At 53.2% G+C, this 13,606-nt stretch carries 18 protein-coding genes; all 18 read left to right on the forward strand.

Annotated elements, in window-relative coordinates:
* The first annotated feature begins 510 nt into the window (after nt 1–510).
* The 18 genes from WCO56_04240 (at nt 511) to WCO56_04325 (ending at nt 13,592) form a co-directional block, all read left to right on the forward strand.
* The gene (locus WCO56_04240; protein ID MEI7728752.1) at nt 511–1,146 is read left to right on the forward strand and encodes a LemA family protein; all 636 of its coding nucleotides are present in this window, start codon (nt 511–513) and stop codon (nt 1,144–1,146) included.
* Between the two features lie 3 nt (nt 1,147–1,149).
* Nucleotides 1,150–1,887, forward strand: a complete 738-nt coding sequence (locus WCO56_04245) for a TPM domain-containing protein (GenBank protein MEI7728753.1) — start codon at nt 1,150–1,152, stop codon at nt 1,885–1,887.
* Between the two features lie 2 nt (nt 1,888–1,889).
* Nucleotides 1,890–2,282: a TPM domain-containing protein gene (locus WCO56_04250; protein MEI7728754.1), complete on the forward strand. Its 393-nt coding sequence runs from the start codon at nt 1,890–1,892 to the stop codon at nt 2,280–2,282.
* A gap of 103 nt (nt 2,283–2,385) precedes the next feature.
* Nucleotides 2,386–2,637, forward strand: a complete 252-nt coding sequence (locus WCO56_04255) for a DUF2934 domain-containing protein (GenBank protein ID MEI7728755.1) — start codon at nt 2,386–2,388, stop codon at nt 2,635–2,637.
* 43 nt (nt 2,638–2,680) lie between these two features.
* Nucleotides 2,681–3,202 (forward strand): DNA starvation/stationary phase protection protein Dps, encoded by a 522-nt coding sequence (dps, locus tag WCO56_04260; GenBank protein ID MEI7728756.1) that lies wholly within the window; start codon nt 2,681–2,683, stop codon nt 3,200–3,202.
* 168 nt (nt 3,203–3,370) lie between these two features.
* A complete protein-coding gene (locus tag WCO56_04265; protein MEI7728757.1) occupies nt 3,371–3,505 on the forward strand; it encodes a hypothetical protein in 135 nt (44 codons plus the stop codon).
* Nucleotides 3,506–3,697: 192 nt separating this feature from the next.
* Complete coding sequence (locus tag WCO56_04270; protein ID MEI7728758.1) at nt 3,698–5,137, forward strand: RNB domain-containing ribonuclease; 1,440 nt, start codon at nt 3,698–3,700, stop codon at nt 5,135–5,137.
* Nucleotides 5,134–6,051, forward strand: a complete 918-nt coding sequence (locus WCO56_04275; protein ID MEI7728759.1) for a mechanosensitive ion channel family protein — start codon at nt 5,134–5,136, stop codon at nt 6,049–6,051. Before WCO56_04270 ends, WCO56_04275 begins: the two co-directional genes overlap by 4 nt.
* Nucleotides 6,048–6,194, forward strand: coding sequence for a hypothetical protein (locus WCO56_04280; protein MEI7728760.1), 147 nt, complete (start codon nt 6,048–6,050; stop codon nt 6,192–6,194). The genes WCO56_04275 and WCO56_04280 overlap by 4 nt, the downstream gene beginning before the upstream one ends.
* Nucleotides 6,175–7,650, forward strand: a complete 1,476-nt coding sequence (gene pyk, locus WCO56_04285; GenBank protein ID MEI7728761.1) for a pyruvate kinase — start codon at nt 6,175–6,177, stop codon at nt 7,648–7,650. Before WCO56_04280 ends, pyk begins: the two co-directional genes overlap by 20 nt.
* A gap of 35 nt (nt 7,651–7,685) precedes the next feature.
* Entirely contained in the window at nt 7,686–8,744 is a 1,059-nt protein-coding gene (locus WCO56_04290) for a zinc-dependent alcohol dehydrogenase family protein (protein MEI7728762.1), read from the forward strand.
* Between the two features lie 44 nt (nt 8,745–8,788).
* Entirely contained in the window at nt 8,789–10,456 is a 1,668-nt protein-coding gene (locus WCO56_04295; protein MEI7728763.1) for a thiamine pyrophosphate-binding protein, read from the forward strand.
* A 329-nt stretch (nt 10,457–10,785) separates the two neighbouring features.
* Entirely contained in the window at nt 10,786–11,133 is a 348-nt protein-coding gene (locus WCO56_04300) for a BON domain-containing protein (protein ID MEI7728764.1), read from the forward strand.
* Between the two features lie 58 nt (nt 11,134–11,191).
* Nucleotides 11,192–11,638, forward strand: a complete 447-nt coding sequence (locus WCO56_04305; GenBank protein MEI7728765.1) for a hypothetical protein — start codon at nt 11,192–11,194, stop codon at nt 11,636–11,638.
* A gap of 41 nt (nt 11,639–11,679) precedes the next feature.
* Nucleotides 11,680–12,030, forward strand: a complete 351-nt coding sequence (locus tag WCO56_04310; GenBank protein ID MEI7728766.1) for a BON domain-containing protein — start codon at nt 11,680–11,682, stop codon at nt 12,028–12,030.
* Between the two features lie 96 nt (nt 12,031–12,126).
* Nucleotides 12,127–12,939 (forward strand): hypothetical protein, encoded by an 813-nt coding sequence (locus WCO56_04315; protein MEI7728767.1) that lies wholly within the window; start codon nt 12,127–12,129, stop codon nt 12,937–12,939.
* Between the two features lie 36 nt (nt 12,940–12,975).
* A complete protein-coding gene (locus tag WCO56_04320; protein ID MEI7728768.1) occupies nt 12,976–13,326 on the forward strand; it encodes a BON domain-containing protein in 351 nt (116 codons plus the stop codon).
* Between the two features lie 119 nt (nt 13,327–13,445).
* Complete coding sequence (locus WCO56_04325) at nt 13,446–13,592, forward strand: lmo0937 family membrane protein (protein MEI7728769.1); 147 nt, start codon at nt 13,446–13,448, stop codon at nt 13,590–13,592.
* Nucleotides 13,593–13,606 lie beyond the last annotated feature (14 nt).

A 13,606-nucleotide genomic window follows, 5' to 3' on the forward strand; every position in this document is an offset into this window, starting at 1 on the left:
AGACGCGAGAGGGCTTTCTTCACGCTACATTCGTCCCATTTTGAGACGGATGAATAGACCTTCTAGCAATTGGGATTAACCAATCGACCCGAATGGGTTTCATGTGAGCGCCTAAACCAATCGTTCCCTTGAAGCCCATTCAATCTGTCGTTTCTGTGGTGGGTCATCGTTCTGACGGGAAGATGAAGATGCTTAGCGCATTTCGATTCCACAGTTGATGGTGTTCTTGAGAGATGACCACCTTCTAAACCGCCCGACAGAAAGCCATGAGCTGGGGTGAACACCCCATAGCGTCCGCGAGATTGGCAGGTTACTTTCTTGGCCACGGATAATACAATTTGGATTGTCGAAGTGGAGGTTACGGTTAGCCGTCGAAACCTCTGGCCGTTTCAATCGGCAGCTTCATTTTTGATCGGCACAATTTTAGCGTTTTGCATATTAGTGGCATCAAAGGGATCACCAAAAGTGACTCTTGACGTTGAAAAAGACAACTATGATCGTTAAATAATGATGAAAAAGCCCGGCATTTTTCTTGGAGTCGTTGCGTTGATTGGCGTGTCTGTTTTGATCCTCATCGCTGTCGCGGGTGGAAGCTACAATCGCCTGGTTAAGCTTTCACAGGGGGTGGACACCCAATGGGCGCAGGTACAAAACGTGTATCAACGCCGCGCGGATTTGATTCCCAACCTCGTCGCTACCGTTTCCGGCGCAGCAAAGTTTGAAAAATCTACGCTGACGGAAATCACCCAGGCCCGAGCGTCCGTCGGTCAAGTGAAAATGGATTCCACTACCGCACCGACCGATCCGGGAAAACTAGCAGCTTTTGATCAAGCGCAGGGACAACTTTCTTCTGCCTTGTCGCGTTTGTTAGTGGTTGTCGAACGTTATCCTAATTTGAAGGCAACCGAGAATTTTCGAGAATTGCAGGCGCAACTTGAAGGCACAGAAAACCGCATCAGTGTTGAACGCCGGGACTTTAATGGCGCGGTTCAAAACTACAACACGGCCATCAAATCATTTCCTGCAGTTATTTATGCGTCAGCCTTGGGCTTCCAATATAAACCGTATTTTGCCTCCGCGCCCGGCGCTGAAATTGCGCCCAAGGTTCAATTCGACTTTGGCAATGTCGTAACTAACAAGCCCTGATTGATGAAACATTATTGGATCGCTCTGGTTGTGGTATGTTGCTTCCGCACTTTTGCGGTTGAAGGGATTCCGCCGTCACCGACTCAATATTTTAACGACTATGCCAAGGTTGTGTCGGCAGCCACCACGGCGCACCTGAACCAAATACTTGAAGAATTTGAGCGCCAAAGTTCGGATCAAATTGTGGTGGCAGTATTTCCAAAATTGCCGCCGGATTCCTCGCTTGAAGATTACACGCTCCGGGCATTTCGGTCGTGGGCGGTGGGTCAAAAAACAAAAAATAACGGGGCCGTACTTTTTGTCTTCGTACAGGATCACAAGCTATTTTTGCAGGTCGGCTACGGATTGGAAGGTGTTCTACCCGATGCGCTCTGCAAAAGGATTATTGACGACCAAATTTCTCCGCGCTTCAAGGTAGGTGATTTTGACAGTGGACTCACCGCTGGTGTTCAGGCAATCATCGCTGCGGCCAAAGGCGAATACAAAGGAACCGGTGCTACCGTGGCCGATAATCGAACCTCACACGGAACGGGAAGTTCCTTAATTGGCATTGGATTGATCGTGTTGATTATTGTTTTTGCTGTATTCAGCAGACGATCAGGAATGTTTTGGCCATGGTTATTACTTGCCAGCAGCGGTACAAGTTGTGGCAGGGGTGGGGTCGGGGGCAATTCCGGCGGCGGTGGATTCTCTGGTGGCGGTGGCAGCAGTGGCGGCGGTGGGGCGGGAGGTTCATGGTGACTATGCACCCGAAGGCATTCATAAACCAATTGCTGCACGCCACGCTGGTAAGCGCGATTCGCGACGTGGAGAAACAAACTTCCGGCCAAATCCGCGTTTTGATCAGTCATAAATCCGTGGCGGATCCGGTGGGCTTCGCACAAAAGGAGTTTTCGCGGCTCGGCATGGCCAGTTTGACGGAACGAAATGGCGTGCTGATTTTTGTGACTCCGCGCAGTCGCAAATTTGCGGTGATCGGTGGCGCTGCCGTTCACGCAAAATGCGGCGATGTTTTTTGGCAGGAACTGGCGCAAGCCATGACGGTCTATTTCCGAAAATCCGAGTTCACTGAAGGCATTGCTTACGGCGTCAGAAAAGCTGGTGAACTGCTGGCCAAACATTTTCCACGCCGCTAATGGTGCTGACTGAACAAGCTGAACGGTTTTGATGATTTAATCTTATGAAGCCAATCCTTTCCGGTCTCGTCTCGGTGACAGTGAATGAAAACCCATTTCGCTTATGAAAAAACACAAATTATCCAAAACTCAACAAGCGGTCATTGCACCGGAGACAACGTCAACTGGAGGCAGGGCTCCAGATGAAATTAATTTTACGCCTGCGCCGGACGAAGTGGCCAGAAGAGCTTACTTCGCCTATGAAAATCACGGTTCGCAACCTGGGCACGAGGTGCAGCATTGGCTGGCGGCCGAGTCGGAATTGATCGCGAAACGCAACCAGACGCGCGTCCACGGATTCCACAATAAAGCATAAATACTTTTCCAAACAACAACCATAAAACGAAAGCATAAACATTATGAAAACCATGCACAAAAACAACACGGAAGCGCCGAAAATGTACGAAACTGAAAATGACATTTCGCTCCAGCGTCGGACTCAATTGAATGCCCTAATGAACCAGCGATTGGCATCTGCCGTGGATTTGCAGATGCAGATGAAGCAGGCGCATTGGAACGTGAAAGGTCCTAGCTTTATCGGTCTGCACGAATTGTTCGATAAGGTGGCCGAAGCGGTCGAAGGCTACGTGGATCAGATCGCCGAGCGCATTGTTCAACTCGGTGGCGTGGCTGAAGGCACTGTGCGCATGGCGGCGGCGCGCACTCGGCTTTGCGAATATTCACCAGAGATTTCTGATGGCATGGCACATGTCGAAGGCGTGGCACGCGCACTTTCGACTTTTGGCCAAGAAGTTCGCAATACGATCAATGAAGCGGACGAACTTGATGACGCCGACACGGCGGATTTGTTCACAGAGATTTCCCGCGGCATTGACAAGTGGCTGTGGTTTGTCGAAGCCCACTCCCAAGCCACGAAATAGTGAATCTGAAAATACCCATTACCGGGTTCGCAGCAACCGAGCTGATGCCGATTTTCCCAAAAACGTTGTGCTAATTTCGGGCTTCACCCGAGTCCACCGCGCGTCCAAAGCCATCGGAAATACGTTTATGTCTTTACGTTTGTTTTCTACGCACACTTTGTCCCTGCCTTGTCTGGTATGGGCTCGGCGTCGCTAACAAGTATCAGCGTCATCACGGTGATTGTCGGTCTGTCGGCGCAAAAGGCCAACAGCGAGCATACCCACCTGCCGCTGGGCGCGGTGCCGATGGTCTATGTGCTGTAGACGCAGTGTTCTATGGTGGGGAGATACAGATGCAACGAAACGCTAACCTAACAATTCACCATGCTTCAAAGCGATAAAGGTAGTTACACGGACCAACAGAAGCGTCAGGCGGACTCACGCAGCGCGACTGGTCACGCCCTCCCAAGCAAGAGGAACGACCGAGGCATCCTCGCCGCAATTGCGCACCGCGCGATGATCGAGCGTGGCCTTGAGCCGGATTTTCCGCCAAAGGAACTGCAAGAGTTGGCGGCCATCCAAAGGCCAGCCGATGCGGCCGCCGGAATGCGCGACCTGCGTGATCGGCTCTGGGCATCCATTGACAATGACGACTCCTGCGACCTCGACCAGCTCACCGTCGCTGAGCCACTTGAGGCCGGGATCGTCAGGATTCTTGTAGCCATCGCAGATGTGGACGCACTGGTCCATCGGGAGTCGGCGATTGACGATCATGCGGCGCACAATACGACCTCCGTTTATACGCCCGCCGTCATCTTTCCAATGTTGCCGGTGGCGTTATCTGCCAATCTGACGTCTCTCAACGAGGGCCAGGATCGGATTGCCGTGGTGACCGATATGGTGTTCGCAGCCGATGGAGGGCTCGCCACGTCCGATCACTACCGGGCGCTGGTCCGCAACCATGCGAAACTCACTTACCATAGCGTTGGGGCATGGCTGGCTGGCGAAGGCGTGACACCGCCACAAATTTCAAGGGTTCCGGGACTCGACGCAAACCTTCGTCTTCAGGACAGCCTCGCCCAGCGTCTCGCTGCCCGGCGTCAAGTGCACGGTGCGCTAAGTCTGGAGACGATTGAACCAAATGCAATCTTCGATAGGGACACCATTTCAAAGCTTGAGCCAAATTGGAAGAACCGGGCGACGCAATTGATCGAAGACTTTATGATTGCAGCGAATGGAGCGACCGCGACCTACCTGGCTACGAAGAATTTTCCGTCCATACGAAGGGTTTTGCGACCTCCGGAACGCTGGGATCGCATCGTGATGCTCGCGGCTGAGTTGGGGGAGCAACTCCCTGACAAGCCGGATGCCGTGGCGCTTGAAGCCTTTCTCGCGCGGCGGCACCAGACCGCTCCGGAAAAGTTCACTGACCTGTCGCTAGCCGTGGTCAAGTTGATCGGTCGTGGAGAATACGCGCTGGACTTACCTGGTGACGAACCGCCCGGACATTTTGCGCTGGCAGTCCAGGACTATACCCACTCCACCGCACCGAACCGGCGCTTTCCCGATCTCATTACGCAACGCCTTCTGAAAGCAGCGGTAGCCGGGACACCTTTGCCTTACACAATCACTGAACTGGCTGAACTCGCGAAGCGTTGCACACAGCGGGAAGACGATGTCACGAAAGTTGAGCGTCGGATGCGAAAATCGGCAGCAGCGCTGCTTCTGTCTGGACGGATTGGCGAGACATTTGACGGCATCGTCACCGGAGCATCCGAGAAGGGCACTTGGGTGCGGCTCTTTCAGCCGCCCACCGAGGGCCGACTAGCGCGTGGGTTTCAAGGTTGCGACGTGGGTGATCGCGTCCGCGTCAAACTGGTTCACACCGACATTGAGCGCGGTTTCATCGACTTTGTGCGCGAGACTGATAGCGGGTCAGCAGTAGCTAAATTATGAACATCTTTGATCAAATCAGACATGGAGGATTTACCGATCCATCCACCTTTCACGGTGCTCTAATTTACGCCATTATTTTTGCGTTCTTTGCTTGGCTCGTCGGTCACACATTGCGCCTGGCCGTCCAAAGAGTGCTGTTGCATGACAAAAATGATCGCATTGACCGGATGGCTGTTAAATTCCTGGCAAAATTGATTCGATACTGCGTTTATGTTTTCGCGTTTGTTTTCTACGCACACTTTGTCCCTGCCTTGTCTGGTATAGGCTCGGCGTCGCTAACAAGCATCAGCGTCATCACGGTGGTTGTCGGTCTCGCGGCGCAGAATACTCTCGGCAACCTTGTCGCTGGAATCTCCCTTTTGCTATATCGGCCTTTCAAGTTAGGTGACCGGTTGCAGGTGCTGGCACCAACTGGCATCGAAACCGGCATGGTTGAAAGCCTTACTCTTGGTTACACTCTACTGAAAACGGATGACAATCGGCGGGTTGTAATTCCCAACAGCCTCATGGCCAGCCAGACAACCATCAACCTGACTACGAACGACCCCCGCGTGATTTGCTCAGTGCCGATCGGCATCAGCTATGACGCGGACATTGACAAAGCTCGCGGCATTCTGCTCGATCTGGCCGGCAAACATCCAAAAACCGAGAAGGTTTGCGGGTGCCCCCTGACGCAGTTGGGCATATCTGGCGTCGTCTTGACAGTTGAGGTGTGGTGTGCTGATGCTTTAATCGCCACAACGCTGAGATGCGATTTGCTTGAACAAGCAACGAAACGTTTTGCCTTGGAAGGCATCGGTATTCCACTTCCGCAGACGACGGTGATCTTGAGAGATGATCGAACTTTTAGCGCGAAGCAGGAAAAGGAACCCAGGATCCCTGGCAAAAATCCCCTAGGAAAAGCCGAATCATGAAAACCGCTATTGAAGCACTGCTTGAGAATGGAAAATCTTTGGAAAATGGTCAAATCGCTCACACCTCAGGAGGTGGCAAACAAGTCGGCAAACAACAATGGCTGATTGCAGCAGGAAGAACCTATGGCGCTTGCCCCCAATAAAACTAAGCTTGTGTGTACGATCGGACCGGCGTCCGCGTCGCCCGAGGTCCTGCGGCAAATGCTGCTAGCCGGGATGAATATCGCCCGGCTCAACTTCTCGCACGGTGAATTTGCCTGGCATCAGACCGTAATCGCCAATCTGCGCCTGGCCGCTCGCGCGACCGGCAAACGCGTAACGATCATGGCCGACCTTCCGGGCCCGAAGATACGGATTGGGCAACTGGTCAACGAACCGATCGAGTTAAAACGGGGCGATACCTTCACGTTGACTGCGGATGAAATCCTGGGAGACACACACCGTGTCTCCGTGAGTTTTCCGCGCCTGTCCGCTGTGGTAAATCCGGGGGATGGCCTTTTTCTCAATGACGGTAATATTCAACTGAAGGTGGTCAGAGTCGCAGGCAACGACGTTGAGTGCCGGTTAATGGTCGGAGGTGAGCTACGCTCGCGCAAGGGGCTGAATCTTCCCGGAATCAACCTGGGCATCAGTGCGTTTACCGAACACGATCATGCATGCCTGAAGTTCGCGCTGGAACAAGGTGTGGATGCGGTCAGCCAGTCCTTCGTCGAGACGGCTGCCGATGTTGAAGCTGTGCGGCGGGCGGCCGCAGAATTGGGACATCATCCGTTCATCATTGCCAAGATCGAAAGGGCGGGCGCCCTGGCTCACGTGAACGAGATTCTGAAAGCCGCCGACGGCATCATGATTGCGCGCGGCGATTTGGGGGTGGAAACCCCTATGGAGCGAATTGCCGTGGTCCAGAAGCAACTGATAAACCAGGCCAACTTGCTAGGGAAACCGGTGATCACGGCCACGCAAATGCTGGAGTCAATGGTGGATCATTACCGCCCTACCCGGGCGGAAGCCACCGATGTGGCTAATGCCATTCTTGACGGCACTGATTGTGTGATGCTTTCCGAAGAATCGGCGATGGGAAAATTCCCGGTCGAGGCAGTTAATATGCTGGCCAGGATCGCGACCGCGACCGAGCCGTATCGCACCGATGCTCGCGCGCAAGCGGGCCTCGCGGACTACGATCGCGCTGGCGACGTTCATCTCGTGGACCTCCTTTCGCGCAACCTCCAGCATATCGTGGCGCAACTCGCCCCGACGGCGGTCATGGTCCCCACGACTGCGGGATACGCTGCGCGGATGGTCGCCCGCTTCAAGCTGCCCGTGTGGATCGCGGCGGTCAGCCCGCACGAAGCAGCCTGTCATGGGCTGCAGTTCTCATACGGAGTAGCTCCGATTCACGCGCCGGAACTGCCTGGAGATTGGAGCGCATTTGCCAGGCGATGGGTGCGAGACGAAGGGTTGGTCGAGGGACTGGTGGTGCTGACTGAAGGTCCCTCCCGAGATAATCCTGAGGCCAACCCACGTCTGGAAATATTTAATCTGAACAGCAGGCAGCTCGCGCTGCCTCAGTCCACAATATACTCCGAGGAAAAACCATGAAAAAACCAGCAAACGCCTTAAACCGCAAAGCAACTATGAAGGCGCTCGTCTTCCATGGGCCTAACCGTCTGGCATTGGAGGATAGGCCCAAACCGACGATTATTGAGGCAACGGACGCGATCGTTCGGATCACGACGACCACCCTCTGCGGGACCGACCTGCACATTCTCAAGGGCGACGTGCCGAGCATCACCGACGGACGTATTCTCGGTCATGAAGGAGTGGGGATTATCGAAGAGGTGGGCATGAACGTATTGGGTTTTCACAAGGGGGATAAAGTACTCATCTCACTAATTACCTGCTGTGGCAGGTGCAGCTTTTGCAAGCAAGGGATGTTTTCCCATTGTGTCGCTGGCGGCTGGCGGCTGGGCAACAGTATTGACGGCACGCAGGCTGAATATGTCAGAATCCCGTTTGCCGACACCGGCTTGTACCTGCTGCCACCTGAGGTTGATGAGGAAGCAGCGGTCATGCTCAGTTGCGCTCTCCCTACCGGCTTGGAATGTGGAGTATTGAACGGACAGGTAAAGCCGGGGGACATCGTGGCCATCGTTGGCGCCGGGCCGGTGGGCCTCGCCACCCTGCTTGCGGCACAACTATATTCGCCCGCTGAGATTATCATGATTGATCTTGACCGCAACCGATTGGCGGCCGCCCGGTCGTTCGGCGCGACAAAAATTGTGAATAGCGCGGACGGGAAAGCAGTGGAGCGGGTCATGGCGTTGACGCAAGGCGCTGGTGTTGACGTGGCCATCGAGGTTGTCGGCCTTTCCGCGACCTTCGACATCTGCCAAGCGATTATCGCCCCTGGCGGGCACATTGCGAACGTGGGGGTCCACGGTAAACCGGTCGCACTCCACCTCGAAAAGCTGTGGGGTTCCAATATCACGATCACGACGCGTTTGGTAGATGCGGCAACCACGCCCATGCTGCTTAGGATGGTTCAGTTGGGACGGTTGGAGGCAAAGAAGCTCGTGAGCCATCGGTTTGAGCTATCGGAAATCATGAAGGCATACGACATCTTCGGAAACGCTGCAAAAGAACGGGCATTAAAGGTGGCAATAACAACCGGAGCCAGGGCACGGCAGTCTTGAAGGGAAACCCCTAAACAACAGAATACACATTTGTCCCGAATAATATGTTAATTTCACAGATCACCGTTGCTGAATACCTACTACACCGACTGAAAGAGATCGGTGTAGATCACCTCTTTGGCGTGCCGGGAGATTTTGTCCTGGGTTTCCTCAATCAGGTACTGAAGAGTGACGTAAAGTACGTTGGCACCTGTAATGAACTCAATGCGGCCTATGCCGCCGACGGCTATGCACGTATCCGGGGCATCGGTGCATTTGCCACGACTTATGGCGTCGGAGAACTGAGTGCCATTAATGGCGTGGCAGGAGCCTTTGCTGAACGAGTGCCGGTGGTGGTGATCACTGGATCGCCAGCGACGATTAATTTTCGTACCCGCCCGCTGTTGCATCATACCTTGGGCGATTATCAGATTCCTTTGAGGATCTATGAGAAAATTACGGTTGCCTCAACCCAACTCGTGTTTGCCGAAACGGCCCCGCAAGAGATTGACCGTGTCTTGGCAACGTGTCTCGCGCGTCAACAACCGGTGTACATCAGTCTCCCTGCGGATGTGGTGATGATGAAATGTAATCCGCCAGGAGCTTTCCATTTTACAACGCCCGCCCATGGTGATCCGGATGCGCTCGGAGAAGCGCTCAAGGAGGCGCTTGGAATGCTGGATAAAGCGCAGCAGCCGGTGGTGATCGGGGATGTGGAGTTGATCCGCTTTAAGCTGCAGAAGGAATTCGCCGGTTTGCTTGCCAAAACAGGTTTCCCGTATGTCACCATGATGTTGGGCAAGACGGTCCTTTCCGAGCATCACCCGCAATTCATTGGCCTCTTTGAGGGAGATCGGAGTCGCGACTACGTACGGACTCGGGTCGAGTCCGCTGATTGCATTCTTCAATTGGGGGCTTTGATGACTGATTTTAACACGGGCGGCTTTACCACGAATCTCGACGACTCCAGGACGATCAGTGCCAACATCCGAACGGTAAAAATCAAACACCACTACTTTGAAAACGTGTACCTTCCTGATTTCCTCCTGGGGTTGACCGCAAAGCTTTCCCAGCGAAATTCCGCCACGCTGGAGATCCAATCTGCTGCGGATGGCTGCGTACATCGGCATACCGAGGCGTACCAACCGGAGGCGGCGAAAGCGCTTACGATCAAGCGGTTTTTTGATCGCATGAGTCACTTTATAGGAAACGATTCCATCGTGGTTGCAGAAACCGGCGTAGCTCTCTTCAGCGCGGCGGAGATGCTCATGCCGGAGGGCGCGACGTTCATCGGGCAGACGTTTTACGGGTCGATCGGATATACGGTCGGGGCAACCCTGGGTGCGGCCATGGCCGCGCCGGCCCGACAGACCATTCTATTTATCGGCGATGGTTCTTTTCAGGTGACTTGTCAAGACCTCTCGACCATGATTCGCAATCAGCTCAAGCCGGTCATCTTCCTTATCAATAATGATGGCTATACGATTGAGCGGGTGATTACGGATCGCCCCTACAACGACATCCAACCCTGGCACTATCACAAGCTGGTGGACGTGTTCGGCGGCGGGCTGGGGCTGGATGTCCGCACGGAAGGGGAACTGGAAGACGCATTGGGCAAAGCTGCCACAGCGGATGGTCTCGTATTCATCGAAATTCACACCGGGCGGATGGATTGTCCGGAGTCCCTTCGCAGTGCCGGGCGGGCGATGGCAAAAACCAATCAGCTCGACTGAGGCGGAGCTAGGCTCCGATGCGGCAATCGGCGGCGGCAGGGAGAAGGTAAAGCGAATACCTGCGGTAGGGTTACACCCCATAGCGAAGGACTTACCAATGTCGTAGAGTAACTAAAGCGAAAATAAAAAAGCGCGAAATTGAAAGAAAATACATGATGACCCAGCACGCAGAGGTCGAGACGAATAGCAAGAGCTACACAAAAGCTACCGACAAGAAACTACTGGGTTGCCAAGTTCAGGCGGCACGCCAACAAGTGAAGGACCAATTTGCGCGTTAAACGCGCAGCGACGGAAAATCTAAAACAAACAACAGAATAACAAGAAACATTATGGAAAAAACAAACAACAACACGGGTTCTTCCCTGAAGGTATTGGCATTAATCCTCTGCATCAGCGCGATGCCGCTGGTTTGCGCAACGGGCTGTTTCACCAGCAGCCGTTACCAGCAAAGCACGGGCGAATACACGGACGACAGTGGGCTTTCAGCCAGTGTCAAGAAAGCTTTGAACGATGACCAGGTGTACAAGTACGACGGCGTTAACGTGGTTACGTTTAAAGGTGTGGTGCAATTAAGCGGTTTTGTGGTCTCGAGGGACCAGATGAACCGGGCTGGTGAACTCGCTAAAAAAGTCGGTGGCGTAAATGAACTCCAAAACAATATCACCGTAAAAGAATAGGCGCATTACACTAGTAGCAATGCAAAAAACCAAAACAAAACCTAAAAATAAATATAATATGAAACAAAAAACCATACTCATTACCTTTCTGGCCGCCGCTGCGTTCGTGGTGGGTTGCAATAAAGAAGAAACCACCGCGCAACAACTCGACAAAGTGAAAAAGGAAACCAAAGAAGCCGCGCAGGACATGCAGGATTACAAATTCGCACAAAAGGCGGCCTTCGTGGAAAAAATGCAGGGCCAGATGAACGAGATCAACAAAGATTTGGACCAACTTATGGTCCGCGTCGAAAAGTCCAGTGACGCGGCCAAAGCCGAAGCCAAACCCAAACTTCAAGCCTTGCGCAACCAGGCGGCGAAGTTGAACCAGCAGCTTGAAGAGGCCAAGAACGCCACGGAGTCCACCTGGGACGACGTCAAAAACGGTTTCAAGAAGGGCTATAGTGAGTTTAAGGACGGGGTGCAGACGGCGCGCCAATGGGTGAGCGATAAAATCGCTCCGTAAACGCGAAGTAAACAACAGAAACAAACCAGACAAAATACATTATGAAAACAACAACAGATAAATCAAATCGTTCCTTAAAGGTAGTGGCGTTAATCCTCTGCGTCAGCGCGTTGCCGCTGGTCTGCGGTGTGACCGGTTGTACGACGGGTAGTCGCTACCAGCAAAGCACCGGGGAATATATTGATGACCATGGGCTTTCTTCCAGTGTCAAAAAAGCCCTCGGCGACGATCATCAGTACAAATACAACGATGTCAACGTTGTCACGTTTAAAGGTGTCGTCCAGTTAAACGGCTTTGCCAACAACAAGGAACAGAAGAGCCGGGCCGGAGACATAGCCAAGAAAGTCGCGGGCGTGACCGAAGTGCAAAACAACATCACTGTTAAAGAGTGATCCAGCGTGTCTGCAGAACTTGATGAATCAGGCGCGATAGCGGGGAGATGAACCATCGTGCGTTAACGCCAAATGCCGAGCAGCAACATAACAATTATGGAAATTCCAATTGTACGACAAGGACATCCCATGACGGGATTGGCGTTGATGCTCTGTGTCGTGACCGGCTGCTTTAGCGATACTCGATACAAACAAGGCACGGGAGATAAGCCCAGTCAGGTGACCAGTATCAATAGTGGTCCGCTCATTGGTAGCCAAGGATTGGTTACTCGGATTGACACTCGTACTGTGCAATCCAAAGTGTTTGAGACTTCCGATTTGCCACAGGCGCTGGTTCTCTCGGTGCATGGAAAGTGCGAATTCTCCACCAACCACACTTCATTCGCCGTATTGAAAGCCGGTCAGGTCTTTTTGGAAGGGGCCGTCATCCGGACGGGCGAAGGAGCGCGCGCTGATCTATTTTTCAGGCGCATCGGAACCACCGTCCGTCTGCAAGCGGATACCGAAATCGGACTGGCGAAAATGACTCGAATTATGAACGGCAGCACCCCGGTGTTCGAGACTTTGTTGGACGTCCGCGCCGGCAGAATCTTCACCGTGGTGCGCTCGCTTGTCGCTGGCAGCACCTTGGAAATCAAGAACGCGGCCGGTCGGGCCGTGGTCGAGGGCGGCGGCGGCAAAGGCAGGTACATTATTACGGCCGACGGCACGCATGTGACGGATAAAAATTCGGCTGTACCGCTCAAGGTCATTGGGGAAACGGGCGTGACCATAATTACACCTGGACAGCGATTCAGTGCGAAGGACGGCAAAGTGTTTTCGCTTAACCCTTCGGACGCCGTGCAGGAACTGATCCACTTTGACGAACTCGACGCTTTAACGGAGCAATTAATGCCGCCCGAAAAGTGACGAATAAGTAGTAACCAAACAACAAACAAAAACAGTATGAACCAAACAAAAACAAATACGGGCCACTCCTTTAAGGTGTGTGCGTTAATCCTTTGCGTCGGTGCGTTGCCGCTGGTCTGCGGTTTGACCGGTTGTTTCACCGGCACACGCGACAAGCAAAGCACGGGCGAATACATTGATGACCACACGCTATCGTCCCATGTCAAGAAGGCGCTGGGCGAGGACCAGCTCTACAAGTACGGCGACGTTAATGTGGTCACGTTCAAGGGTGTGGTGCAGCTAAACGGCTTTGTCAGCACGAAGGACCAGTTGAACCGCGCGGGCGAACTTGCCAAGAAAGCCGAAGGTGTGAAAGAGGTGCAAAACAACATTACGGTCAAAGAGTGAACAATAAGTTTGGGCACCATCCATGGGGAATGGCATGTCAAGGGATCCCGTGACGTCCAACTGATTGGACGACACGGATCTCGGCGTAGTTAAAAATTCCGTAAATAGAAAGAAATATTATGTTGTGGACCATTGCCGTAATCCTCTTGGTACTGTGGTTACTGGGGCTGGTGAGCAGTTACACGATGGGCGGGTTTATCCATATTTTGTTGGTGATTGCCATTGTCGTAGTGCTCGTTAGGGTAATTCAGGGGCGCCGGTTATAGTAACGGGCGGGAAT

This window comes from Verrucomicrobiota bacterium, from assembly GCA_037139415.1.
GTDB lineage: Bacteria > Verrucomicrobiota > Verrucomicrobiia > Limisphaerales > Fontisphaeraceae > JBAXGN01.

Bases quoted from the DNA above. Each gene is read 5' to 3' on its own strand.
- WCO56_04240 (MEI7728752.1), top strand. From the start codon at position 511: ATGAAAAAGCCCGGCATTTTTCTTGGAGTCGTTGCGTTGATTGGCGTG.
- WCO56_04245 (MEI7728753.1), top strand. From the start codon at position 1,150: ATGAAACATTATTGGATCGCTCTGGTTGTGGTATGTTGCTTCCGCACT.
- WCO56_04250 (MEI7728754.1), top strand. From the start codon at position 1,890: ATGCACCCGAAGGCATTCATAAACCAATTGCTGCACGCCACGCTGGTA.
- WCO56_04255 (MEI7728755.1), top strand. From the start codon at position 2,386: ATGAAAAAACACAAATTATCCAAAACTCAACAAGCGGTCATTGCACCG.
- dps (MEI7728756.1), top strand. From the start codon at position 2,681: ATGAAAACCATGCACAAAAACAACACGGAAGCGCCGAAAATGTACGAA.
- WCO56_04270 (MEI7728758.1), top strand. From the start codon at position 3,698: ATGATCGAGCGTGGCCTTGAGCCGGATTTTCCGCCAAAGGAACTGCAA.
- WCO56_04275 (MEI7728759.1), top strand. From the start codon at position 5,134: ATGAACATCTTTGATCAAATCAGACATGGAGGATTTACCGATCCATCC.
- WCO56_04280 (MEI7728760.1), top strand. From the start codon at position 6,048: ATGAAAACCGCTATTGAAGCACTGCTTGAGAATGGAAAATCTTTGGAA.
- pyk (MEI7728761.1), top strand. From the start codon at position 6,175: ATGGCGCTTGCCCCCAATAAAACTAAGCTTGTGTGTACGATCGGACCG.
- WCO56_04290 (MEI7728762.1), top strand. From the start codon at position 7,686: ATGAAGGCGCTCGTCTTCCATGGGCCTAACCGTCTGGCATTGGAGGAT.
- WCO56_04295 (MEI7728763.1), top strand. From the start codon at position 8,789: ATGTTAATTTCACAGATCACCGTTGCTGAATACCTACTACACCGACTG.
- WCO56_04300 (MEI7728764.1), top strand. From the start codon at position 10,786: ATGGAAAAAACAAACAACAACACGGGTTCTTCCCTGAAGGTATTGGCA.
- WCO56_04305 (MEI7728765.1), top strand. From the start codon at position 11,192: ATGAAACAAAAAACCATACTCATTACCTTTCTGGCCGCCGCTGCGTTC.
- WCO56_04310 (MEI7728766.1), top strand. From the start codon at position 11,680: ATGAAAACAACAACAGATAAATCAAATCGTTCCTTAAAGGTAGTGGCG.
- WCO56_04315 (MEI7728767.1), top strand. From the start codon at position 12,127: ATGGAAATTCCAATTGTACGACAAGGACATCCCATGACGGGATTGGCG.
- WCO56_04320 (MEI7728768.1), top strand. From the start codon at position 12,976: ATGAACCAAACAAAAACAAATACGGGCCACTCCTTTAAGGTGTGTGCG.
- WCO56_04325 (MEI7728769.1), top strand. From the start codon at position 13,446: ATGTTGTGGACCATTGCCGTAATCCTCTTGGTACTGTGGTTACTGGGG.